Raw genomic sequence first — 22,964 nt, forward strand, 5'->3', positions numbered from 1 at the left:
AAGCTTCACACATCCGGGGTCGGGGCGGACGGTGCCGGGTCGGTTCGGGGCCTCACGGCCCCCCGGGGTCGACGGTGCGGGCGTCTTGTCATGCTCCGAACGTGCCCTTTACGGCGGTGTAAGGTTCACCACACCACCACTGATCACGACCCGGAGGATACGTGCGCGAGATAAGCGTCCCCGCCAACTACACCATCGACCCGTCGGCCTCCACGGTCGACGTGGTGTTCGACGTGGCCCGCACCGATCCGGAGAGCGTCCGGATCAAGCGGCTGGTCGAGGGCAACTGGGAGCCGGTCACCTCGAAGCAGTACGAGCAGCAGATCCTCGGCGTCGCGAAGGGCCTCATCGCGCAGGGCGTGCAGCCGGGTGACCGGGTGGCCCTCGTCTCCTCCACCCGGTACGAGTGGCCGCTCATCGACTTCGCGATCTGGGCCATCGGCGCCGTGACGGTGCCGGTCTACGAGACCAGCTCCGCCGGCCAGATCGACTGGATCCTGCAGGATTCCGATGCCGTGCTCATGATCATCGAGGGCTCGAAGCAGGCCGCCGAGGTGGCCGAGCTGAAGGACCTGTACAAGGTGCAGCGGGTGCTGCGCATCGACCCCGAGGACGAGGAGACGGGCGCCGTCGAGGCGCTCACCACGGAGGGCGCCGACGCGGGCGTCACCGACGAGCAGGTCCACGCGAGCCGCGCCGGCGTCACGGCGGACGACCTCGCCACCCTGATCTACACCTCGGGCACCACGGGCCGCCCCAAGGGCTGCGAGCTCATGCACTCGAACCTGATGAGCGAGGCCGACGCGATCCTGGCCTCCCCGTTCGGCGACGCCATCCGCGGCGGCTCGAACGTGATGTTCCTACCGCTGGCGCACGTGCTCGCCCGCGCCGTGAACATCGCCTGCTTCAAGGGCGGCGCCGTGGTCGGCCACTTCAACGACACCCGCAACCTGGTGCCGCAGTTCTCCGTCTTCCAGCCGACCCTGATCCTCTCGGTGCCGCGCGTCTTCGAGAAGGTGTTCGCGTCGGCGCAGCAGAGCGCCGTCGACGGCGGCAAGGGCAAGATCTTCGACGCGGCCGTGCAGACCGCGATCGAGTACAGCCAGTCGCTGGACAACGGGGGCGCCGGCCTGCTCCTCAAGGCCAAGCACGCCCTGTTCGACAAGCTCGTCTACGGCAAGCTCAAGGCCGCGCTCGGCGGGAACTGCAAGGTCGCGATCTCGGGCGGCGCGCCGCTGGGTGCGCGGCTCGGCCACTTCTTCCGCGGCGTCGGCGTCACCGTCATGGAGGGTTACGGCCTCACCGAGACCACGGCGGCCATCACCGTCAACGTGGCGGGCGCGCAGAAGGTCGGCACCGTCGGGCGGCCGCTGGCCGGGCAGGCCGCGAAGATCGCCGAGGACGGCGAGATCCTGCTCAAGGGCTCCGTGGTGTTCCGCGGGTACTGGCGCAACGAGGAGGCCACGCGGACCGCGATCGAGGACGGCTGGTTCCACACCGGCGATCTCGGTTCGATCGATGACGACGGCTTCCTGTCGATCACCGGCCGCAAGAAGGAGCTCATCGTCACCGCGGGCGGCAAGAACGTCTCCCCCGCCGGCCTCGAGGACGCACTGCGTGGCAACGCCCTCATCTCCCAGGCCATGGTCGTCGGCGACGCACAGCCCTTCATCGCCGCGCTCGTCACGATCGACCCGGAGGCCTTCCCGCAGTGGAAGTCCGCCCACGGCAAGCCCGAGTCGGCCACCGTCGCCGATCTGCGCAACGATCCCGATCTCGTGGCCGAGATCAACCGGGCCGTCGCCGTCGCCAACGAGACCGTGTCCAAGGCCGAGGCCATCAAGAAGGTCCGGATCCTCCCCGAGGACTTCTCCGAGGAGACCGGCGAAATGACGCCGACCATGAAGGTCAAGCGCAATGTCGTGTCGCAGAAGTACGCCGACGACATCGCGGAGATCTACGCCACGTAGTTCGTGAACACGGAGCCGCCGCACCGGATTCCGGTGCGGCGTCTCACTCGCGCTGATCCATGGGCGTCGACCTGACCTCCCAGAGACCCGATCCGCCCTCGACATCGAGGCGAAACCGCTGATCCCCGCGGTGCACCGCGACCCGGTATCGGCATCGCAGCTCGTACACCACCTTCCGCTCGCCCGCGGCGGTCCGGACGGTGACCTCGGACGTGCGCGCGGGAAAGGTCTCCAACACACGGGCATCCACGGCGCTGCGAACCTGCTCCCACTGGTCGCCGGTCGGGGACTCGACACCGGCGGCAGCGCCGACCCGTCGGAACGCATCCCGTAGGTCTTGGACGCGAACTCCACCGGACCATTCGACGGTGCTCGTCCCGTATCCGAGGTTGCCGTAGGAAGCGAGCACGGTCCACGACGGCTTCGGAACCGTGCAGGACGCTTCGTTCCGCTCGACACCGTCGACGCCGAACTCCGGCCCGGAGCATCCGGCCACCGCGACCGCAGTGAAGGCCGCGACCAGACCTGCCGATGCCCACTTCACACACTGAACATACGCCGCAGTGAATACCGCGCGCGACCGGAGGCCGCGGCGGGTCAGAACGGGTTGAGCAGGGTCTGCAGGCGGTGGCCGAGGCGGCGCCAGTCGAAGTGCGTGCCCACCAGCTCGCGGCCACGGGCGCCCATGGCGGCGGCGCGGTCGGGGTCGGCGAGCAGGCCGGCGACGGCGTCCGCGATGGCGTCGACGTCACGACCGGGGACGACGTGCCCCGACTCGCCCTCCCACACCGTCTCCGGAGCGCCGCCCGAGTCCCCCGCCACGACCGGCTTACCGGTCGCCGACGCCTCGAGGAAGACGATGCCGAGCCCCTCCACGTCGAGGCCCGCGCCGCGCGTGCGACAGGGCATGGCGAAGACATCGCCGAGATTGTGGTGTGCCGCCAGCTCGTCGGCGGGGACTCCCCCGGTGAAGATCACGTGCTCCTCGACGCCGACGCTGCGGACCAGCGTGTGCAGCGACTCCGCGTAGGGACCGCCGCCGACGATTACCAACCGCGCGCCGGGGACCTGCGAACGGATCCGCGGCAGCGCGCGGATGAGCATGTCCTGGCCCTTGCGCGGCACGAGTCGCGAGAGACACAGGACCACCGGCTCGTCGTCGCCCAGGCCGTACCGCCGCCGGAGCTCCGCGCGGGCAGCACCGTCGGGCCGGAAGACGTCCGTGTCGACGCCCGGCGGGAGATGCTCGAGCGCGGCCCGCGGGCCGAACGCGGCGGCGAACCTGCCGCGAGTGTACTTGCTGACATAGGTCGTGACGTCCGTGGTGTCGCCGATGCGACGCAGGCAGGCACGCGACGGCGGGAGCATCGACCAGCCGACCTCGTGGCCGTGGGTGGAGGCGACGGTGCGCAGGGCACCCGCATCCTTGAGCGGAGCGCCGAGCAGCGCGAGCGGCGCCGCGGCACCGAACCAGACCGTCTCGATGTCCTTACCGCGCACCAGATCCCGGGCGCGAGCGAACGCATCGGGGGTGGGCAGCAGGAGCGAGGTGGGGTGGCGCACCACCTCGAAGGGCTGCGCGGCGTCGTACTCCTCGCTGCCGCGCCAGCGCGATGCGTACACCACCAGCTCGTCTGCCGGAAGCTGCCGGACGAACGCCTGGAGATAGGTCTGGATCCCGCCGGGGCGGGGAGGGAAGTCGTTGGTGACCAGCAGCGTGCGCGGCATGGTCACTGAGCCTAGCTAGTAGCGCACGGCCGCCTTGTAGGGGCCCGCCGCGTCGATCGGAACGACCTGGACCGGGACGCCGTAGGTGGAGGCGTGCACCACCTTCCCGTCACCCACGTACATCCCGACGTGCGTCGCGCCGGCGTAGTAGACGATGATGTCACCCGGCTGCAGGGCGTCTCGGGAGACCGGCTGCCCGCCGCTGAGCTGCGCCTGCGACGTGCGCGGCAACGACTTGCCGGACTGCTGGTACGCCCAGACCATCAGGCCCGAGCAGTCGAACTGGCCGGGGCCGGTGCCGCCCCAGGCGTAGGGCATGCCCACGCGGGTGACCGCGGCGCGCACGGCATTGAGCTCGGCGGTGCTGCCCGGCGGCACCTTGCTGGGGTCGAAGGGCGTCGGCTTGCCGATGAGCGAGCCGCGCTGCGCGCCGGTCAACCGGTCGTAGATCGCCTTGATCCGCGCGATCTCCTGGGCCAGGCGGGACTTCTTCTCCCGCAGCTCCGCGGCCTTCTTCTCGGCCTCGACCTTGGTGGTATCGGCGGCCTTCGCGGCGTCATCGGCCCGCTTCGCGGCGGAATCCGCCTCCGTCTTCGACTTCTTGAACGCCGCGACGGTGGCGACCACGTCGCGGTTGATGAAGTCCAGCGTGGACATCTGATCGAGCATCTGCTGCGGCGAGTCGCTCACCAGCAGCGCATAGGTGCGGTTGGTCCGCGAGCCCTTGTAGTTCGCGACGACCACGGCGTCGATCTGCGGCTGCAGCGCGGCCTGGCGCGCCTGCACCGCGGTGACCTCGCGCTTCGCGGCGACCAGGGTGGCATCCGCGGCCCGCTTCGCGGCGGTGGCCTTCGCGGCGTCGTCCTGCGCCGCCTTCGCCGCCTCGTTCGTCGCCGACGCCTGCTCGGACAGGTCCTTGTACTGCTTGAGGGCCGCGTCGGCAGTGTCCGGATCCGCAGTCGCGCTGCCGACCACGGACAGGCCCGCGACCATGCAGAGGGCAGCGGACGCGGCGATGCCACGCGCCAGCAGAGAACGGGGCTGAGAGGTCGATGACACGGCCGAGCGGGTCCTTCCAGAACTGACGTCGCGCGGCTCCTGCCCCGCGACGAGCTGTGATTGCGACGGCAATCACAGCAAGGTTACGTCAGTAACGTCGAGCGGAGTACACGGACATCTCGTTGAGCGGGCTCACCTTGACGGGGATGCCGTAGTTCACCGAGTGCACGACCTTGCCGTTGCCGATGTAGAGGGCGGCATGGCTGCCGCCGTTGTAGATCACGATGTCGCCGGGCTGGAGGTCCGAGATCGCGACCGCGCGACCGCCGCCGAGCTGGCCGTAGCTGTCGCGCGGGACCGTGATCCCGGCCTGCTTCATGGACCAGTAGACGAGGCCCGAGCAGTCGAACGAGGTCGGGCCGGCGGAACCGTACGAGTAGGGCAGGCCGGTGCGCGACAGGGCCGCCTGCACGACCTTGGCCTTCGCGCCGCCCGGCTGCACGCCGGCGACGGTGGTCTCGCCCGGCTTCGGGGCGATCGCGATGCCGGTGACGACGTTCGGACGAGCCGTGGTGTTGCGCGTGGTGGCCACCTGAGCGGTGGCGGCCGCAGCGGGCTTGACCTTGGCCGCAGGCTTCACAACGGGGGCCGGCTTGGCCTCCGGCGCCAGCGGCGCGGGAGCCGCGGGGGCCGGCGCGGCGAAGGCGACCGCGGGGGCCGCGAGCGTACCGATGGTCACTGCGCCGGCGGCGAGGGCACCGCGCGCGGCGGTGACGCCCTTGCTGGGCTGCGGCTGAAGTCGGTGTTTCGCCACGAAGGGTTTCTCCTAAGTTTCTTCCCGACCGCCGACCGAGTTAGCTGACGGGTTCGGGCGAGGAAGATGCCCTACCCCGGAGGCTCGAAAACCTCCGGCGATTCACCCCGGATAACGCGTGTGGGTCCCCGGCGAGGCCTCGCGGCCTCTTAGGCGGTGACCTCGGGAGACGGAGCGGTTTTCGCCCCGGGCTCCTCCGCAAGGTCTCAGAAAGATTACGAAACGGAAACGCCGCTGTCTAGCCGGACGCGCCGAAGCGCCCCGTCCGATCGGCCTCGGAAGCCGCCTATCCGGCCTGTTCGTACTGGTCAGACACGACGCGGAGCCGCGGCAACATTCCTTGACTCGCGAACGCGGCAATCGCGTCGTTCAGGCCGGGTTCCGCGACGATCACCGGCGCCGGCGGCGCTTCCACGGGCGGCGCCGCCGCGACCACGGGGCCCAGGAGGAAGCCCACCGAACAGTCACCACAGGCGCGGGGTTCGCCGGGGCAGGTGGAGCAGTCGACATGCAGAGCCATGAGGCGGATCCTCTCCTTCGAAGGTCTCGATACGCCGAACGCTATGCCGGACGGCCGACAAGTTTCGCGCGCCCGTTCGGGACGGGCGGACTTGTCGGTGGGGTGTTCTACGGTCTCGGCATGCAGCTCAGTCTGGACGACCTCGAGTCGGGCGCCACGGACCCCGCGCTCCGGGACGTGACCTTCGTCGTGGTCGATCTGGAGACCACGGGCGGCTCGCCGAAAGGCGGTGACGCGATCACCGAGATCGGTGCCGTCAAGGTGCGCGGCGGCGAGGTGCTGGGCGAGTTCGGCACGCTGGTCGATCCCGGGTGCGGGATCTCGCCGCACATCACCCACCTCACGGGCATCACCACGGCGATGGTCACCGGCGCGCCGCGGATCGAGTCCGTGCTGCCCGCCTTCCTCGAATTCGCGCACGGCGCGGTCCTGGTCGCGCACAACGCCCGATTCGACATGGGTTTCCTCAAGGCCGCGGCGGCCGCCACCGGCACCCCGTGGCCGAAGGCGCAGACGCTGTGCACGGTCCAGCTGGCGCGCCGGGTGCTCACGCGGGACGAGGCACCGTCGGTCAAGCTGAGCGAGCTGGCCCGCCTGTTCCGTACCGAGACCACGCCCAACCACCGCGCGCTCGACGACGCGCGGGCCACCGTCGAGGTGTTGCACGGGCTCATCGGACGCGTCGGCAACCAGGGCATCCGAACACTCGGGGAGCTGCGGGGGCACCTGCCCTCCGTCACGCCGCAGCAGCGCGCGAAGCGGCACCTCGCGGACCCGTTGCCCGAGCGCCCGGGCGTCTACCTGTTCCGCGGGCCGGGGAACGAGGTCCTGTACGTGGGCACGTCGCAGGACCTGCGCCGCCGCGTGCGCAGCTACTTCACCGCGGGCGAGACGCGTGGGCGCATCAAGGAGATGGTGGGCCTGGCCGAGCGGGTGGACCACGTCGAGTGCGCGCACGCGCTCGAGGCCGCGGCGCGCGAGCTGCGCCTCATCGCGGCCCACACTCCCCCGTACAACCGTCGCTCGAAGTATCCGAAGCGCGGCTGGTGGATCTGCCTGACCGCCGAGCCCTTCCCCCGGCTCGCGGTCAAACGGTCCGCCCCGGCCGGCGCGCCGAGCCTCGGACCGGTCCGCTCGCGGTCGGACGCGGCGGATCTCGCGGACCTCCTCGCCGATACCTGCGGACTGCGCACCTGCACGACCAGGCTCCGGACCGGCGCGGCCCACACGTGCGCCCTGGGGCCCGACGGTGCGCCACCCCTGGGTGGGTGCCGGGCGGCCGTCGCCACGCCGGAGCCGGCCGCGCTGTACCGTCCCCGCGCGGATCGGGCCGCGGCCGCGCTCGCGGGCCGGTCGTCCGAGGTCTTCGACGCGCTCCAGGCGCGGCTCGCCACGCTCGCGGAGCGGGAGTTCTTCGAGTCCGCGGCGCGGCTGCGCGACCGCACCGCGCACCTGGTCGACGTGGTGAACCGATCACACGCGCTGGTGGCCTTCGCGGACGTGCCCGAGCTGTCGATCGCGCATCCCGACGGGGCCGGCGGTTGGGAACTGTCCATCGTCCGGCACGGCCGGCTCGCCGCGGCCGGGACTGCGCCGCGCGGCGTGCCGCCGATGCCGGTCCTCGAGCGGCTACGGGCGGGCGCGGAGTCGGTGTACGAGGCGAGCGGGGACGCCCTCGCCGTACCGGACGTGCCCGACACGCTCTTCCCGGCGGACACGCTGCACGGCGCCAGTCCCGAGGAGGCGTCGCTGCTGCGGCGCTGGGCGCTGCGGCCGGGCACCCGCATCGTCGACGTGCAGGGAACATGGGGTGAGCCGATCCACGGTGCCGGGCGGTGGCTCGGGTGGGCGGAGCGGGCGGGAGAGGCGGGGCGCGACGCCCGCTCGGCCGCGGCGCATCCGCGCGGGCCCGCCAGGCAATACAGTGAGGAGGCCACGCATGCCGCGTGAGTAGAGCAACCGAAAGGCCGCGTACGTGATCACCGCGATCGTCCTCATCAACGCCGACGTGCACCGCATCCCCGAGACCGCGCAGGCCGTCGCGAACATCGAGGGCGTCTCCGAGGTGTACTCGTGCGCCGGCGACATCGACCTCATCGCGAAGGTGCGCGTGCGCCAGCACGACGAGATCGCGGAGGTCGTCACCGAGAAGATCAACCGCATCGACGGCGTGGCGAGCACGTCCACGCACATCGCCTTCCGCGAGTACGCCTCCGCCGACGTCGACGCCGGTTTCGACATCGGGAACTGAACGCGCTCAGTAGCCGCTGTGGCTGACCTCGGCGGCCTCCGCCTCGATGCCGAAATCGACGGCCTGCTGCACGATCTTCTGGGCGCGGGCCAGCCGGGGTAGATCGGAGCCGTCGGTGATCTTGCCGCCGGACTTCTCGAAGGCGTCGATGAAGCCGTGCGCCCACGCCACCTCCGACTCGCTCGGGCTGAGGCCGGCATTGATGACGCCGGCGTGTTCGGGCGTGAGGCACAACTTGCCGGACATGCCCATCTCCTTCGCCAGCGCGGTGCCGGTGGGCAGGTGCGCGATGTTGAGGGTCGGCCCGTCGATCGGCGCCGGCAGCCGCGCCGCTCGCGACGCGATGACCAGTTGCGAGCGCGCGTAGGCGAGGGCGATCGGATCCTCGCCGACGGCGGTGTCGCGCTTGAAGTCGCCCGTGCCGAAGGCGATTCGGAAGGTCGACGGCGCGGAGGCGATCCGCGCGACGTTCTGCATCCCGCGGGCCGTCTCGACGAGCGCGAGGATCGGCGTACCGTCGGGCAGACGATCCGCGGTGTCGTCGAGATGGCTCGACCCCTCGGACTTCGCCAGCATCACGCCCTCGAGTCCGGCGCACTGCTTGAGGGCGGCGCAATCGGCGCTCCAGTACTCGCTCGCCGCGTCGTTGATCCGGACCCAGGCACGGTGGCCCGTCGACAACCATTCGACGGTGTCCGCCCGCGCCTGCTCCTTGTCCTTCGCCGCGACGGCGTCCTCGAGGTCGATGATCACGGCGTCGGCCTCGCTGGCCTGCGCAACGGCGAAGGAATCGGGGTGGGAGGCCGGGACCAGGAGCCAGGACCTGGCGATCTGCGGGGAGACGGTGTGCTCGTTCACGCCGACAAGATTAGGGGCGTGGAACACCGAATTCCACGGAACGGAATCGTTTGACGATTAAGTTCATTTCGTGCGGGCGGGCTGCGCCTCGTCGGCGATGTCGCCGACCGTCGCGCCGTAGGCCGCGATGAGCGCGTCCGCGTCGACGACCGCGCCGTACCCGTGCTCCCCGGCGCCGAGGGCCACCGTCGCCCCGACGATGCGTTCGTCGACGTACACGGGCCAGCCCCCGCGCGCCCCGATCGGGGTGATGGTGCCGCGCTCGTAGCCCGTCGCCTCCAGGGCCTCGTCGGCCGGCGGCATGGCGAGCCGGTTCACCCCGACGAGGGCGCGCAGTTTCGGCCAGGCGATCGACCGGTCGCCGGGCACCAGCGCGAACAGGTAGTCGCCGTCGCCCCGGCGCACCACGAGCGACTTCACCATCTGCGCCGGCGGCAGATCCATCAGTGCCGCAGCCTCTTCCAGGCTGCGCGCCGCCCGACGCTCGCGGACGGTCACCGTCAGGCCCCGGGAGGCGGCATCGGCACGCATCCGTTCCAGCCCGGACCCGCTCACGCGCCCGCGATCTCCTGCGACAGCGCGACCCAGCGGTCGAGCAGTCGGGCCGCGGCGCCCGAGTCCACCGCCTCGGCGACGCGCGGCAGGTGCGCGGCGAGCGCGTCCTGCACCGGCTCCCCCGCGGTCAGCCCCTCGTACGCGGCGACGGCTCCGGCCGAGTTGAGCAGCACCGCGTCCCGGACGGGACCGGTCTCGCCGGCGAGGAAGGCGCGGGCGATGGCGGCGTTGACGGTCGCATCGCCGCCGCGCAGGTCCTCCATCGTCACCCGCGGCAGGCCGAGCTCACGCGGGTCGACGGACTCCACGCCCACCCCGTCCTCCTGCACCCGCCAGACCGTGGAGGTCGACGTGGTGGTCAGCTCGTCGAGCCCGTCGTCGCCGCGGACGACGATCACGTGGTCGTGGCCACCACGATCGGCGAAGGCCTGCGCCACGACCGGCGCGAGGTCGGCGAAGGCGCAGCCGATGAGGCCCGCCGAAGGCCGGCCCGGGTTGGTCAGCGGACCCAGCACGTTGAAGACCGTCGGGATGCCGATCTCCTTACGGGTGGCTCCCGCGAACCGCAGCCCCGAGTGGAAGACCGACGCAAGGCAGAACCCGATGCCCAGTTCGGCGGTGGTACGGGCCACGCCGTCGGCGTCCAGCCCGATCGCCACGCCGAGCGCCTCCAGGCAGTCCGCGCCGCCCGACTTCGACGACGCCGCCCGGTTGCCGTGCTTGAGCACCGGCACGCCGGCCGCGGCCACGACGATCGAGCTCATCGTCGAGATGTTGACCGAATGCGACCGGTCACCACCGGTCCCCACGATGTCGACGGCGCGCCCGTCGAACGGGACCGGGGTGGTCAGCGACAGCATCACGTCGGCCAGCGCCCGCACCTCGACCGGCGACGGGCCCTTCATCTTCATGGCCACGCCGAACGCCGAGATCTGCGACGGGGTGGCCCCGTCGCTCATGATCTCCGACATCGCCCACCGGGCCTGCTCCGCGGTCAGATCGCGCCGGGAGGTGAGCTCGTTGAGAACCTGAGGCCAATCCATGGCCACAGCGTAGTGGGGCGGATCAACCGGGTATCTGGAGCACCTGCCACAGCAGGGCGCGCCCACCGTGCCGGGCCGTCACTCCGGCCATCCGGGAGCGCTCCTGCGAGACGTGCAGCGCGTCGACCTTCTGCACGCGTGCGACGACGACGGTCTCGAGCCCGTCGTCGCCGAGCGGGGCCGGCGCACCGTCGGGCATCCGCTCGTACCTGTCCTGCCCGACGAGCCGCAGCACCTCCTCGACCGATCCCGGCGGCAGCTCGAGGACGTGCCGGAGCACGCTCTGCGCCTCGGGATCGAATCCGGGCGCGGCGTCGAGGACCGACGAGGAGGCGGCCGTGTCGTCGTCGGACTGCGCCACGGGAACCAGATCGGGGTGCCCGGGCGTTAACTCTTCGACGGTGCGCTGCGAGAGGCGGCCCAGCAGGCGGCCCAGACGGGTGCCCGGTTCGGGTCTGCCGTTGAGGTCGTAGGGCAAGGGATGCCTTATCTTCCGGTGGCGAAATGGTCGCTGACATGGGGTTTCGTGGACGAGTGCGGAGGGTCGACGGCCTGCCCGCAATATTCGACGCGCCCAATCTGCGACCCGGGTAGGCATTCGATACTACGACCGGTCATACTTGCGAGGTGACTAGCGCCGCACCGACCTCAGCTACAGCCATCACCCAGCGCGTGCACTCACTCAACCGGCCCAACATGGTCAGCGTCGGGACCATCGTCTGGCTGTCGAGCGAGCTCATGTTCTTCGCCGGACTCTTCGCCATGTACTTCGTGGCGCGGGCCGGTGCTGGGGAGAACGGATGGCCCCCGCACGACGTGAACATCAGCCTGGCCGCGGCCCTGCCGCCGACCATCGTGCTGATCGCCTCGTCGGTCACCTGCCAGCTCGGCGTCTTCGCCGCGGAGCGGGGCGATGTCTTCAAGTTCCGCATCTGGTACGTGGTCTCGCTGATCATGGGCGCCGCCTTCGTCGCGGGGCAGCTGCACGAGTACTCCACGCTGATCGGCGAGGGCCTCACGCTCAGCTCGTCGGTGTACGGCTCGGTGTTCTACATGGCCACCGGCTTCCACGGCCTGCACGTGATGGGCGGCCTCGTGGCGTTCATCTTCATCCTGGCCCGCACCCGTGCCTCGAAGTTCACGCCCGCCCAGGCGACCTCGGCGATCGTCGTCAGTTACTACTGGCACTTCGTCGACGTGGTGTGGATCGGCCTCTTCGCCGTCATTTACATCATTCGCTAAAGACGTATTTCTCAGTCGCCATCACAGAGGGATAGCAGATGAGTTCAGCCAACTTTGAGCCCGCCGGCGAGGGAGGCGAGCCTAGCGGCGCTACGGGCGCCGGGCTCGACCGCCTCTCGGCCCAGAAGGTGCGCAAGCAGCGCAAGCTCCGCCGCAAGGTGACGAGCGCCGCCCTGCTGGTCGGCGGCCTGCTCGCGGCCGGCGGTGTCGCCACGATCGCCAGCCCCACGCCGCAGGTCGCGCTCGCGGACGACTTCGACGCGGCGCAGATCGAGAACGGCCGGCAGCTGTACGAGACCTCGTGCATCAGCTGCCACGGCGCGAGCCTCGAGGGCGTCAAGGACCGCGGTCCCAGCCTGGTCGGTGTCGGTGACGCGGCGGTCTACTTCCAGGTCCACTCGGGCCGCATGCCCGCGACGGTCAACTCGGCGCAGATCGTGCGCAAGCCCGCGAAGTTCGACGCCAAGCAGATCGACGCCATGGGCGCGTACATCCAGTCCATCGGCGGCGGACCGTCGATCGTGTGGGAGTACAACGCCGACGGCTCGATCAAGCGCGACGAGAACAACAACCGCGTCATCGCCCAGGAGTCGCTGCGCGGCAAGAACCTCGGCGCGGGCGCGGAGCTGTTCCGCTTGAACTGCGCCTCGTGCCACAACTTCACCGGCCGGGGCGGCGCCCTGTCCGGCGGCAAGTTCGCGCCTCCGCTGGATCCCGCGAACGAGCAGGAGATCTACGCCGCGATGCTGACCGGCCCGCAGAACATGCCCAAGTTCTCGGACCGTGCGCTGTCGCCTGAAGAGAAGAAGAACATCATCGGCTTCATCAAGAACGCGGGTGAGACGCAGTCTCCCGGCGGCTCGGCCATCGGCGGGTTCGGTCCCGCGGCCGAGGGCATGGTGATGTGGTTCACCGGGATGATCGCCGTCGTCGGCGCCGCGATGTGGGTTGGGAGCAGGAATTGACCGCCAAGCCGTTGAACAACGTCCCGTCGGACGACGAATTGGACAACCTGTCCCACGACGAGCTGATCAAGCTCGGTACCAACCTCGACGGTGTCGAGCTGGTCTACCGCGAGCCCCGCTGGCCCGTCCCGGGCACCCGCGCTGAGAAGCGCGCCGAGCGCACCGTCGCACTCTGGTTCGTGCTCGCGGGCCTGTTCGCCGCAGCGTTGCTCGGTGTCTTCCTGTTCTGGCCGTGGAAGTACCAGGGCATCGACGACGCCCACTACTGGTGGTACACGCTGTACACGCCGATGCTCGGCATCACCTTCGGGCTCTCGCTGCTCTGCGTCTTCGCGGGCACCGTGCAGTTCACGAAGAAGTTCATCCCCGAGGAGATCGCGGTCCAGCAGCGGCACGACGCGGGCGGCTCGTCCAAGGTCGACCGCGCCACCACCGCGGCCCTGTTCAAGGATGCGCTGGAGACCTCGACCCTCCCCCGCCGCAAGATGATTCTGGCCTCGGCCGGGTTCGGCGTGGGCGTGCTCGGCCTCGGTGCCGCCGTCGGTTTCATCGGCGGCCTGGTCAAGAACCCCTGGGCCAAGCGCGAGGCCTCGCCGCTCTGGCACACGGGCTGGTCCCCGTACTGGAACTCGCTGGAGAACGACTTCTCGAGCGAGCAGAACCACGAGCCGGTGTTCCTGCGCAACGACGTGGGCGATCCGTACAAGGTCAAGCTCGTCAAGGCGGAGGATCTCGACGCCGGCGGCATGATGACGGTGTTCCCGTGGCGCGCGTCGGACGGCTTCGGCGAGACCGAGGAGTCGCGCCTGAAGCTGCTCCACGGCCTCAAGGGCATCCGTAACCCGGTCATGCTGATCCGCCTGCGCCCCGAGGACGGCGTCCGCGCCATCAAGCGGCAGGGCCAGGAGGACTTCAACTACGGCGACTACTGGGCCTACACCAAGGTCTGCAGCCACTTCGGCTGCCCCACGTCGCTGTACGAGCAGCAGACCAACCGCATCCTCTGCCCCTGCCACCAGTCGCAGTTCAACGCGCTCGAGTACGGCAAGCCGGTCTTCGGACCCGCCGCCCGTGCGCTGGCGCAGCTGCCGATCTCGGTGAACGAGCAGGGCTACATGGTCGCCAACGGCGACTTCATCGAACAGGTCGGACCGGCCTTCTGGGAGGCGACGCACTGATGACCACACTCGGCGAGCGCGTCGGGCACCAGGCGAACGAGATGGACCAGCGTTACCATCTCGCTCCCGGTATCCGCCGCCAGATCAACAAGGTCTTCCCCACGCACTGGTCCTTCATGCTGGGTGAGATCGCGCTGTACAGCTTCGTGATCCTGCTGCTGTCGGGCGTCTACCTCACGCTGTTCTTCGACCCGTCGATGGCCGAGGTCCACTACGAGGGCGCGTACGACCCGCTGCACGGCGTCGCGATGTCGCGCGCCTACGCCACCACCCTGGACATCTCGTTCGAGGTGCGCGGCGGCCTGTTCGTCCGCCAGATCCATCACTGGGCGGCCCTGATGTTCGCGGCGTCGATCATCATCCACATGGTCCGCATCTTCTTCACCGGTGCGTTCCGCCGCCCGCGTGAGGCCAACTGGGTCATCGGCTGCGCGCTGCTGCTGCTCGCGATGTTCGAGGGCTTCTTCGGCTACTCGATCCCGGACGACCTGCTCTCGGGCACCGGCGTCCGCGCCGCGATGTCGGGCATCGTCGTCGGCCTCCCGGTCGTCGGCACCTGGGTCCACTGGGCGCTGTTCGGCGGGGACTTCCCCGGCGAGCTGCTGATCCCGCGCCTGTACGTGCTGCACATCCTGCTCTTCCCGGGCATCATCCTGGCGCTCATCGCGGGCCACCTGGCTCTCGTCTGGTACCAGAAGCACACGCAGTTCGCGGGTCCCGGACGCACCGAGGAGAACGTGGTGGGTGTGCGCATCCTCCCCGTCTTCGCCGTCAAGACCGGCGCGTACTTCGCCGCCACCTTCGGCATCATCACGCTGATGGCCGGCATCTTCACGGTCAACCCGGTCTGGAACATCGGCCCGTACGACCCGGCGAAGGTGTCCGCGGGCGTCCAGCCCGACATCTACATGATGTGGACCGACGGCCTGGCCCGTCTGTGGCCCGCGTGGGAGCTGTACTTCTGGGGCCACACCGTCCCGGGCGCGGCCTTCGTCGCGATCATCATCGGCGTGATCGTCGGCCTGATGTTCAGCTACCCGTGGATCGAGAAGAAGCTCACGGGCGACGACGCGCACCACAACATCCTGCAGCGTCCGCGCGACGTTCCGGTCCGCACCGCGATCGGCGCGATGGCGATCGCCTTCTACATCGTGCTGACCCTGTCGTGCATCAACGACATCATCGCGCTGAAGTTCCACCTCTCGCTCAACGCGATGACGTGGATCGGCCGTATCGGCCTGGTGGTCCTGCCTCCGATCGCGTACTGGGTGACCTACCGCTTCTGCATCGGTCTGCAGCGCGCCGACCGCGCGGTGCTCGAGCACGGCATCGAGACCGGCGTCATCGTCCGCCGCCCGAACGGCGAGTTCATCGAGCTCCACCAGCCGCTCGGACCGGTCGACGACCACGGTCACGCCGTCCCGCTCCCCTACGAGGGCGCGGTCGTCCCGACGAAGGCCAACCAGCTCGGTGCGGCCGGCAAGCCGGGTACGGGCTCGTTCCTGCGGGCCGATCCGGCCGACGAGCAGCGCGAGAACGCCGAGCGCGATCACGCCAACGAGGTCAAGGCGCTCGAGGCCCTCAAGAAGGTCCAGGACAACGGCGGCAAGCTCGACGTCGAGTAGGTCCTCGCATCGACCACTGCGGCCCCTCCCCCACTCCGGGGAGGGGCCGCAGTCGTCTCTCCACCCGGGTTCGACGGTCCGCCGCCCCCGGCCGCCCGGCCGGCCACCGTCCGCGACAGGGGGCACAGGGGGTCCGTCCGCCACCTCGCGGGCAGTTCCGCACGATGGGGCCGGACGCGTCGGTCATCGTCGTCACGTTGCAGGCGTTGTCGATCGGGTTCGACGCGCACCAGTTCCGGGCCTTCGACCGCGAGGCCGTCGAAGTCGAGTTCGGCGTGCCGCGGGAGTGGGAGGTCTCGACGATGACGGCGTTCGGGGTGGCCGCGCACGCCCCGGGCGAGCTGCCGGGCGTCTCGCGGGACCGTCGCAGCCGCGACGAGGTGAGGTGGGCGCGCGTCTCCGCCGAGCGCGGCTGAGCTCAGGCCAGCCGCAGGCGCAGCAGGTAGGTGCTCTGCCCGACGGGCGCGCCGGGCTCCCCGAGGCAGACCTCGTGCCAGGCACCGTCGACGGCCGTCAGGCCCCGCTCCCGCAGCTGAACTGCGAAGGCCTTCGCGGTGGGCGTGACCGCGGCGGACCACCGTCCGTCGACGCGGGTCTGCAGGTACGACGATGCCGGGAGGTTCAGGCAGCGCACCCGGGCCAGGTTCTTGACCCCTCTGGACACCTCGAGCTGCTCGAGCACGTCCCCCACCTCGGCATCGTCGATCCATGCGGGCCGGCGCAGCAGCAGGGTCCACCGGGCCTCCGCGGTGGTGTGTGCGGTGAGGTCACCGCGCAGGCGCTCCAGGGGCGCGATGGTGAAGTCGCTGCGCACCTCGTCGTCGGCGCCGGGGGCGCCGCGGCGGGCCAGGGCCTTGTTGCGCACCTTCACGCCGTACGCGGCCGCGTAGAGGGCCTCAGCCGCGGTTCGGAAGTCGTCCGAGGTGCGGGGGCTGCCGACCGTATCGACGGCGAGGTAGGCGCGTACGGGGGCCGCCACGACGCCGATGTGTCCGACGGTGCCGTACTCGCCGCCGCCGTGCGCCTCCGGCTCCGCGACGGAGAAGTCGAGTTTCGTCTTCGGCGCAGCGCTGGGTCCGCGCCGCCCCCGCATCTCGTCGGCGGTGAGTTTGCGTACGGACAGCCCGGAGTCGACCTGCGTCATGGCTTGCATGCAATCAGCTGCCGGAGACGGCGGGGAGTCCGCGCGGTGAACGCGAACAGAAGAACGGCGCCCGCCCCGGTGAATTCCGGGACGGGCGCCGTTCGACGATCCGTGGATCTAGTGCTTCTCGGGACCCTTGTGGTACTCGAAGACGAGGCCCCAGGCCGCGGCGATGACGAGCGCGCCGCCGAAGATCCACAGCCAGTACAGCTGCAGCGCGACGGAGATGCCGACGACGGCGACCGACGCCGACAGCAGGATCGGCCACCAGGAGTGCGGGCTGAAGAAGCCGAGCTCGCCGGCACCGTCGGACACCTCGGCGTCCTCGTAGTCCTCGGGGCGGGTGTCGACCCGGTTGGACACGAACCGGAAGTAGGTGCCGATGATCAGTGTCAGGCCACCGGAGAGGAACATCGCGACCACGCCGACCCACTCCACGGCGCCGTAGCCGTAGCCCGGACCCCAAATGGCGGTGACGACGGTGTAGATGATGCCCGCGAGGAAGAAGAACGCGGTGAGGAACTCGAAGAGCTTCGCTTCGACCTTCATTGGGTTACTTCACCCCTTCAGTGACGGGCTTGGTGCTCTCGCCCGACGCGGAGCGGCCGGTGCGACGGGTGTCGAACGGGAAGGTGCTGGTCGACACGGCCGACTCGTTGATCGACACGAGCGCCGCGGCGTTGTCCTGGCCGGACTGGCGCGCCTCGATGTACTTCTTGAACTTCTCCGGCGTGACGGCGCGGATCTCGAAGTTCATCATCGAGTGGTAGTCGCCGCACATCTCGGCGCAGCGGCCGACGAAGGCGCCCTCGCGGTCGATGCTGGAGACCTGGAACCTGTTCTGCGTGTGGTTCTGCACGGGGTTCGGCATCACGTCGCGCTTGAAGGCGAACTGCGGCACCCAGAACGAGTGGACCACGTCCGCCGAGGCCAGATCGAACTCGATGCGCGTGTTGGTCGGGAGGACCAGCACGGGGATCTCAGCGGTGGAGCCCTGGACCTCGATGCTGCTGAACTTCAGGTAGTCGCGGATGTCCTGGAACCGGCCGTGGTTCGGGCCGCGCTCGTCCTGCCGCTCGACGTGCCCGTGCTCCTTCATCTTCGCGGCCTCTTCGTTGAGCTTCGCGAGGTCGGGCTGCTGGCCGTACGGGTTGGGCCGCTCGAGCTTGATCGTGTTGCCGTCGACCGTGACCTGGCGGTACGCGAAACGCCAGTTCCACTGGAAGGCGGTCACATCCACGGTGACGCCGGGGTTGTCCTCGAGCTTCTCGACCTTGGTCTGCACGACCACGGTGAAGTAGAAGAGCACGGCGATGATGAGGAACGGAACCGCGGTGTAGAGCAACTCCAGCGGCACGTTGTACGCGGTCTGCCGCGGGAAATCGGGCGAGTCCGCCTTCTTCCGGTGCATGGTGATCGTCCAGAACGTCAGGCCCCACACCAGCACGCCCATGATCAGGGCGGCCACCACGGACCAGCTCCAGAGCTCAGTCATGTCACGGGCCTCGGGGGTCACTCCCTCGGGCCAACCGAAACGCATCACCTCGTCGGCCGAGCAGCCCGCCAGAGCGAACATGCCTGCGACGAGCCCGGCGGCCAGAACCAGGCGCTTACGCCAGGACGCGGCCCCACCGTGGGCGTTACTTCCGGGTGCCAATGTCGCGCCTTCCTGCTGAAACACGGTCAGTGCTGCGGGGCTCGTTCCGACTGTCGAGAACCCCTCGGGAACTCGGCGCCGGGGCTGCACGTTCCCCTTGTACTACGCAGCGTAGACCAACGAGGGCCGGTCCACGTTGCGGGGTCGGCAAATGGCGCGTCGTTTCCGCCGTGTGCCTCATTGGCCTGCGCCGTTCCGGGTACCGGAGGCCGTTCCGGCATACTTGTTGACCGTGTGTGGCCTCCTGGGATTCCTGTCCGCCGATCAGAGCGCGGGCGCTGTCGTCGACGCGGTGACCGCGGCCGGCCGGTGCATGCGGCACCGCGGCCCGGACGAGTCGGGCCGGTCGTGGCACGACGACGATCTGGCGCTGACCTTCAACCGCCTGTCGTTCATCGACATCGACCACGCGCATCAGCCGCTGCGCTGGGGCCCGCCGGAGAACCCCGAGCGGTACGCGCTCACGTTCAACGGCGAGATCTACAACTACCTCGAGCTGCGCAGCCGGCTCGCCGAGGAGTTCGGGGTGCGGTTCCGCACCGAGGGCGACGGTGAGCCGATCGTGGCGGGCTTCCACCACTGGGGCATCGAGGGGGTCCTCGCCCAGTTGCGGGGCATGTTCGCCTTCGCCCTGTGGGACACGGAGCGCCGCGAGCTGACGCTGGCGCGCGACCCGTTCGGCATCAAGCCCCTGTACGTCGGGACCGGAAGCAGGGGCACCGTCTTCTCGTCGGAGAAGAAGTCCGTCCTGGCCCTCGCCGACGAGGCCGGCCTGCGGCCCGGGCTGGATCCGCGCGCCGTGCAGCACTACACGGTGCTGCAGTACGTGCCGGAGCCCGAGTCGCTGCACCTGGGCATCCGCCGCCTCGAATCGGGCTGCTACGCCACCGTCTCCCCCGGCGGCGAGGTCATCGGCAAGCGGTACTTCGAGCCCCGCTTCCCGGTCAAGCCGCTCACGGGCGGGCTCGAATCGGCCGAGGCGAAGGCGATCTACCGCGACATCGCGGACGCGCTGCGGGACTCGGTGAAGATGCACATGCGGGCGGACGTGACCGTCGGCTCGTTCCTCTCCGGCGGCATCGACTCGACGGCCGTCGCGGCGCTGGCGATCCAGCACAACCCGGACCTCATCACCATCACCACCGGCTTCCAGCGCGAGGGCTACAGCGAGGTCGACGTGGCCGCGGAGTCGGCGGAGGCGATCGGCGCGCGGCACGTGGTCAAGACCGTCTCGCCCGAGGAGTTCCGGGACGCGATCCCCGCCATCGTCTGGTACCTCGACGATCCGGTCGCCGACCCGTCGCTGGTCCCGCTGTACTACCTCGCGCGCGAGGCCCGCAAGCACGTCAAGGTCGTGCTGTCCGGCGAGGGCGCCGACGAGCTGTTCGGCGGCTACACCATCTACAAGGAGCCGCTCTCGCTCGCGCCCTTCGACCGGCTGCCCGCCTGGGCCCGGCGGACCGCGGGCAGGATCGGCGACCGGATGCCCGACGGTAAGCGCGGCAAGTCCCTGCTGCAGCGCGGCTCGCTGCCGCTGGAGGAGCGGTACTACGGCAACGCCCGCTCGTTCAACGACGCGCAGTTGCGGTCGGTCCTGCCCGGTTTCCGCGAGGACTGGACGCACACGGACGTGACGGCGCCGATCTACGCCAAGACGCAGGGCTGGGGCCCCGTCGAGCGGATGCAGCACCTGGACCAGTTCACCTGGCTCCGCGGCGACATCCTGGTCAAGGCCGACAAGATGACGATGGCCAACTCGCTCGAGCTGCGCGTGCCCTTCCTGGACCAGGAGGTCTTCCGCGTCGCGGAGACCCTGCCCGCCGATCTCAAGCTGGCCGGTGGCACGTCCAAGTACGCGCTGCGCCGCGCACTCGAGGAGATCATCCCGCCGCACGTGCTGCACCGGAAGAAGCTGGGTTTCCCCGTGCCGCTGCGGCATTGGCTCGCCGGCCCGGAGCTCTACGACTGGGCCCGGACGGTGATCGAGGAGTCGCAGACCGACGAGTGGATCGATCGCCGCGCGGTGCTCGCCATGCTCGACGAGCACAAGGCCAAGGCCCCCGAGGGCTGGCCGGGCGGCACCGACCATTCCCGACGGATCTGGACCGTCCTGGTGTTCATGGTCTGGCACGGGATCTTCGTCGAGGACCGGATCCATCCCGTGATCGAGGAGCCGGTCTACCCGGTCCGCCTCTAGGGGTCAGCGCAACAGCGTGATCCACATCGCCGCGTAGTGACACAGGGCCGCGATCACGGTGGCGGCGTGGAAGAACTCGTGATGCCCGAAGACCCCGGGCCAGGGATTCGGCCAGCGCGTGGCGTAGAGGACGGCTCCCCCGCTGTACAGGACGCCGCCGATCACGAGCAGGATCGCGGCGGTCCATCCGGCGCCGCGCACGAGATCGCCCGCGACGGCGATCACCACCCAGCCGAGCGCGATGTACAGCGGCACGCCGACCCAGCGCGGGGCATGGGGCCACAGCAGCTTGAGTGCGACCCCGGCCGCGGCCCCGCCCCAGACCACCGCCAGCACCCACCGGGCCACGGACGACGGCAGCGCGAGCACGGCGATCGGGGTGTAGCTGCCGGCGATGAACACGAAGATCATGCAGTGATCGGCGCGCTTCATCCAGATCCGTTGCGCGTCGGTCCACTTCCCGCGGTGGTACGCGGCGCTGACCCCGAACACCCCGAACACGGTGATCGCGTACACCAGCAGCGCGAGGCCGGCCGCAGCGCTGTGCCGGAACCCCGCCACCACGAGCGGGATACCCAGCAGCACGGCGCCGAACGCCCCGAACTGGTGGATCACCCCACGCAGCCGCGGCTTGACCTCAGGGACTCCGGCGATCGTCATGGAACCTACGATACCGTAGGTTACTCATCGGTAACAGGGAATGTGAGCTACAGCGCTGCGAGGATCTCCGCGGCCACCGCGGCGCCGTAGGCCTCGGTCAGCCGCTCGCGGGCATCGTCGGCGTCGTAGTCCCAGGCCTGCGGCCCCACGGTCTCGAGCACCTTCACCGCGACGTACGAGCCGAGCTGAGCCGCGCGCTCGTGGGACAGGCCCGCGTCCAGGCCCACGAGGAAGCCGGCGCGGAAGGCGTCACCGACACCGGTGGGATCGACACGACCGCGATCGGGCACGACGTCCACGTGGATCCACTGCTGTCGATCCGGTCCGTTCACGACGATGTCGGCGCCCTTCTCCGCGAGCGTCGTGACCCGCACCTCGACCATGTCGGTCAGCCGCTCCGCGGAGACGCCGGTCTTCTGCTGGAGCAGGCCCCACTCGTACTCGTTGGTGAAAAGGAACTTCGCGCCCTCGACCAGTGCGCGCGCCTCCTCGCCGTTCAGCCGCGCGAGCTGCTGCGACGGGTCCGCCGCGAAGGGGATTCCCGCCTCGCGGCACTGGGCGCTGTGCAGGGCCATCGCGGCGGGGTCGTTCGCGCCGACCACCACGAGGTCGAGGGCCCCGACGGTGCCGGCGACGTCCGCGATCGCGATCTCCCGCGACTCGGCCATCGCGCCCGAGTAGAACGAGGCGATCTGCGCCATCTCCGAGTCGGTGGTGCACTGGAAGCGGGCGGTGTGGGCGGTCTCCGAGACCCGGACGGCGCGGGTGTCGACGCCCGCGTCCTCGAGCCACGCCCGGTAGCCCTCGTCGAAGTCCTTGCCGACGGCGCCGATCAGCACGGGCCGGCGGCCGAGCCGCGCCATGCCGAAGCTGATGTTCGCGCCGACGCCGCCGCGCTGCAGGACCAACTCCTCGACCAGGAAGCTCAGCGACACGTGCGCGAGGTGCTCGGCGAGCAGCTGCTCGGAGAACTTCCCCTCGAAACGCATCAGATGATCGGTGGCGATGGAGCCGGACACAGCGATCGACACGGCGAAACCCTCCCGTGGTTGGCGACGGATGTATTCCGTGAGCCTAACCGCGAGAGGGTTCCGCACGCCCCGAGGGGCGTCAGTACTACGTCAGTTGAACGAGTCGCCGCAGGCGCAGGAGCCGGTGGCGTTGGGGTTATCGATGGTGAAACCCTGCTTCTCGATCGTGTCGACGAAGTCGATCTTCGCGCCGATCAGGAACGGAACGCTCATCCGGTCCACCGACAGGTTCACGCCGCCGAACTGGGACACCACGTCGCCGTCCAGCGTGCGGTCGTCGAAGTAGAGCTGGTAGCGCAGGCCGGCACAGCCGCCCGGCTGCACCTCGATGCGCAGCGCGAGATCGTCGCGGCCCTCCTGGTCCAGCAGCGCCTTCGCCTTCGAAGCCGCGGCATCGGTCAGCACCACACCGGTGGTTTCGGTCTCGGCAGTAGTCATAGGTTCTCCTCACACACGCGTCGGTGTCTGGTTCAACGGTACTCCCCCGCCCGGCATTCCCCGTAGTCCCCGTCACCGCGTGCCTCCCC

At 69.9% G+C, this 22,964-nt stretch carries 24 protein-coding genes and 1 riboswitch; of the genes, 9 read left to right on the forward strand and 15 right to left on the reverse strand.

Going from position 1 to position 22,964, the window contains the following annotated elements:
* Window positions 1-161: 161 nt before the first annotated feature.
* A complete protein-coding gene (locus tag HF999_RS12570) occupies window positions 162-1,970 on the forward strand; it encodes an AMP-dependent synthetase/ligase (RefSeq protein WP_168546201.1) in 1,809 nt (602 codons plus the stop codon).
* A gap of 43 nt (window positions 1,971-2,013) precedes the next feature.
* Here HF999_RS12570 and HF999_RS12575 read toward each other — a convergent pair whose 3' ends face one another.
* The 5 genes from HF999_RS12575 to HF999_RS12595 all read right to left on the reverse strand — a co-directional run bounded on the left by HF999_RS12575 (window position 2,014) and on the right by HF999_RS12595 (window position 6,031).
* Complete coding sequence (locus HF999_RS12575) at window positions 2,014-2,514, reverse strand: hypothetical protein (protein ID WP_168546202.1); 501 nt, start codon at window positions 2,512-2,514, stop codon at window positions 2,014-2,016.
* A gap of 53 nt (window positions 2,515-2,567) precedes the next feature.
* The gene (locus HF999_RS12580; RefSeq protein WP_168546203.1) at window positions 2,568-3,698 is read right to left on the reverse strand and encodes a glycosyltransferase family 4 protein; all 1,131 of its coding nucleotides are present in this window, start codon (window positions 3,696-3,698) and stop codon (window positions 2,568-2,570) included.
* A gap of 15 nt (window positions 3,699-3,713) precedes the next feature.
* Window positions 3,714-4,757, reverse strand: coding sequence for an NlpC/P60 family protein (locus HF999_RS12585; protein WP_312854129.1), 1,044 nt, complete (start codon window positions 4,755-4,757; stop codon window positions 3,714-3,716).
* An 88-nt stretch (window positions 4,758-4,845) separates the two neighbouring features.
* On the reverse strand, window positions 4,846-5,511 hold the full coding sequence (locus HF999_RS12590; RefSeq protein ID WP_168546204.1) for a C40 family peptidase: 666 nt from the start codon (window positions 5,509-5,511) through the stop codon (window positions 4,846-4,848).
* Between the two features lie 14 nt (window positions 5,512-5,525).
* Window positions 5,526-5,677: riboswitch (cyclic di-AMP (ydaO/yuaA leader) on the reverse strand.
* A 120-nt stretch (window positions 5,678-5,797) separates the two neighbouring features.
* A complete protein-coding gene (locus HF999_RS12595; protein ID WP_168546205.1) occupies window positions 5,798-6,031 on the reverse strand; it encodes a hypothetical protein in 234 nt (77 codons plus the stop codon).
* Window positions 6,032-6,151: 120 nt separating this feature from the next.
* Between HF999_RS12595 and HF999_RS12600 the strand changes: the two genes are divergently transcribed.
* Window positions 6,152-7,981, forward strand: coding sequence for a DEDD exonuclease domain-containing protein (locus HF999_RS12600; protein WP_168546206.1), 1,830 nt, complete (start codon window positions 6,152-6,154; stop codon window positions 7,979-7,981).
* A gap of 25 nt (window positions 7,982-8,006) precedes the next feature.
* Entirely contained in the window at window positions 8,007-8,282 is a 276-nt protein-coding gene (locus tag HF999_RS12605) for an Lrp/AsnC family transcriptional regulator (protein WP_168546207.1), read from the forward strand.
* A 6-nt stretch (window positions 8,283-8,288) separates the two neighbouring features.
* Here the strand turns inward: HF999_RS12605 and HF999_RS12610 are convergent, their stop codons facing one another.
* From HF999_RS12610 to HF999_RS12625, 4 genes are all read right to left on the reverse strand, one after another.
* Window positions 8,289-9,140, reverse strand: coding sequence for an HpcH/HpaI aldolase/citrate lyase family protein (locus HF999_RS12610; RefSeq protein ID WP_168546208.1), 852 nt, complete (start codon window positions 9,138-9,140; stop codon window positions 8,289-8,291).
* Window positions 9,141-9,203: 63 nt separating this feature from the next.
* On the reverse strand, window positions 9,204-9,695 hold the full coding sequence (locus HF999_RS12615) for an aminoacyl-tRNA deacylase (protein ID WP_312854130.1): 492 nt from the start codon (window positions 9,693-9,695) through the stop codon (window positions 9,204-9,206).
* The gene (trpD, locus tag HF999_RS12620) at window positions 9,692-10,738 is read right to left on the reverse strand and encodes an anthranilate phosphoribosyltransferase (protein ID WP_168546209.1); all 1,047 of its coding nucleotides are present in this window, start codon (window positions 10,736-10,738) and stop codon (window positions 9,692-9,694) included. The genes HF999_RS12615 and trpD overlap by 4 nt, the downstream gene beginning before the upstream one ends.
* Window positions 10,739-10,760: 22 nt before the next feature.
* Window positions 10,761-11,216: a hypothetical protein gene (locus HF999_RS12625; RefSeq protein WP_246207721.1), complete on the reverse strand. Its 456-nt coding sequence runs from the start codon at window positions 11,214-11,216 to the stop codon at window positions 10,761-10,763.
* A 149-nt stretch (window positions 11,217-11,365) separates the two neighbouring features.
* On the opposite strand from HF999_RS12625, the gene ctaE reads away from it, so the two are divergent.
* From ctaE to HF999_RS12650, 5 genes are all read left to right on the forward strand, one after another.
* A complete protein-coding gene (gene ctaE / locus HF999_RS12630; RefSeq protein ID WP_168546210.1) occupies window positions 11,366-11,980 on the forward strand; it encodes an aa3-type cytochrome oxidase subunit III in 615 nt (204 codons plus the stop codon).
* A 38-nt stretch (window positions 11,981-12,018) separates the two neighbouring features.
* The gene (qcrC, locus tag HF999_RS12635) at window positions 12,019-12,945 is read left to right on the forward strand and encodes a cytochrome bc1 complex diheme cytochrome c subunit (protein ID WP_168546211.1); all 927 of its coding nucleotides are present in this window, start codon (window positions 12,019-12,021) and stop codon (window positions 12,943-12,945) included.
* On the forward strand, window positions 12,942-14,123 hold the full coding sequence (gene qcrA, locus HF999_RS12640; protein WP_246207724.1) for a cytochrome bc1 complex Rieske iron-sulfur subunit: 1,182 nt from the start codon (window positions 12,942-12,944) through the stop codon (window positions 14,121-14,123). Before qcrC ends, qcrA begins: the two co-directional genes overlap by 4 nt.
* On the forward strand, window positions 14,123-15,748 hold the full coding sequence (gene qcrB / locus HF999_RS12645) for a cytochrome bc1 complex cytochrome b subunit (RefSeq protein WP_168546212.1): 1,626 nt from the start codon (window positions 14,123-14,125) through the stop codon (window positions 15,746-15,748). Before qcrA ends, qcrB begins: the two co-directional genes overlap by 1 nt.
* Window positions 15,749-15,912: 164 nt before the next feature.
* Window positions 15,913-16,164 (forward strand): nitroreductase family protein, encoded by a 252-nt coding sequence (locus tag HF999_RS12650; protein WP_168546213.1) that lies wholly within the window; start codon window positions 15,913-15,915, stop codon window positions 16,162-16,164.
* 2 nt (window positions 16,165-16,166) lie between these two features.
* Here the strand turns inward: HF999_RS12650 and HF999_RS12655 are convergent, their stop codons facing one another.
* The 3 genes from HF999_RS12655 to ctaC all read right to left on the reverse strand — a co-directional run bounded on the left by HF999_RS12655 (window position 16,167) and on the right by ctaC (window position 18,549).
* Complete coding sequence (locus tag HF999_RS12655) at window positions 16,167-16,892, reverse strand: hypothetical protein (protein ID WP_168546214.1); 726 nt, start codon at window positions 16,890-16,892, stop codon at window positions 16,167-16,169.
* A gap of 117 nt (window positions 16,893-17,009) precedes the next feature.
* Window positions 17,010-17,441 (reverse strand): cytochrome c oxidase subunit 4, encoded by a 432-nt coding sequence (locus tag HF999_RS12660; RefSeq protein ID WP_068569226.1) that lies wholly within the window; start codon window positions 17,439-17,441, stop codon window positions 17,010-17,012.
* Window positions 17,442-17,445: 4 nt separating this feature from the next.
* Window positions 17,446-18,549 (reverse strand): aa3-type cytochrome oxidase subunit II, encoded by a 1,104-nt coding sequence (gene ctaC, locus HF999_RS12665; protein ID WP_068569227.1) that lies wholly within the window; start codon window positions 18,547-18,549, stop codon window positions 17,446-17,448.
* A 232-nt stretch (window positions 18,550-18,781) separates the two neighbouring features.
* On the opposite strand from ctaC, the gene asnB reads away from it, so the two are divergent.
* Complete coding sequence (gene asnB, locus HF999_RS12670; protein WP_168546215.1) at window positions 18,782-20,746, forward strand: asparagine synthase (glutamine-hydrolyzing); 1,965 nt, start codon at window positions 18,782-18,784, stop codon at window positions 20,744-20,746.
* A 3-nt stretch (window positions 20,747-20,749) separates the two neighbouring features.
* Here the strand turns inward: asnB and trhA are convergent, their stop codons facing one another.
* The 3 genes from trhA to HF999_RS12685 form a co-directional block, all read right to left on the reverse strand.
* The gene (gene trhA / locus HF999_RS12675; RefSeq protein WP_168546216.1) at window positions 20,750-21,406 is read right to left on the reverse strand and encodes a PAQR family membrane homeostasis protein TrhA; all 657 of its coding nucleotides are present in this window, start codon (window positions 21,404-21,406) and stop codon (window positions 20,750-20,752) included.
* 47 nt (window positions 21,407-21,453) lie between these two features.
* Complete coding sequence (locus tag HF999_RS12680; protein ID WP_168546217.1) at window positions 21,454-22,437, reverse strand: carbohydrate kinase family protein; 984 nt, start codon at window positions 22,435-22,437, stop codon at window positions 21,454-21,456.
* A gap of 90 nt (window positions 22,438-22,527) precedes the next feature.
* Entirely contained in the window at window positions 22,528-22,875 is a 348-nt protein-coding gene (locus HF999_RS12685) for a HesB/IscA family protein (RefSeq protein WP_168546218.1), read from the reverse strand.
* Between the last annotated feature and the right edge of the window lie 89 nt (window positions 22,876-22,964).

Origin of the sequence: Tsukamurella spumae (genome assembly GCF_012396015.1) — a bacterium.
Classification (GTDB): Bacteria; Actinomycetota; Actinomycetes; order Mycobacteriales; family Mycobacteriaceae; genus Tsukamurella; species Tsukamurella spumae.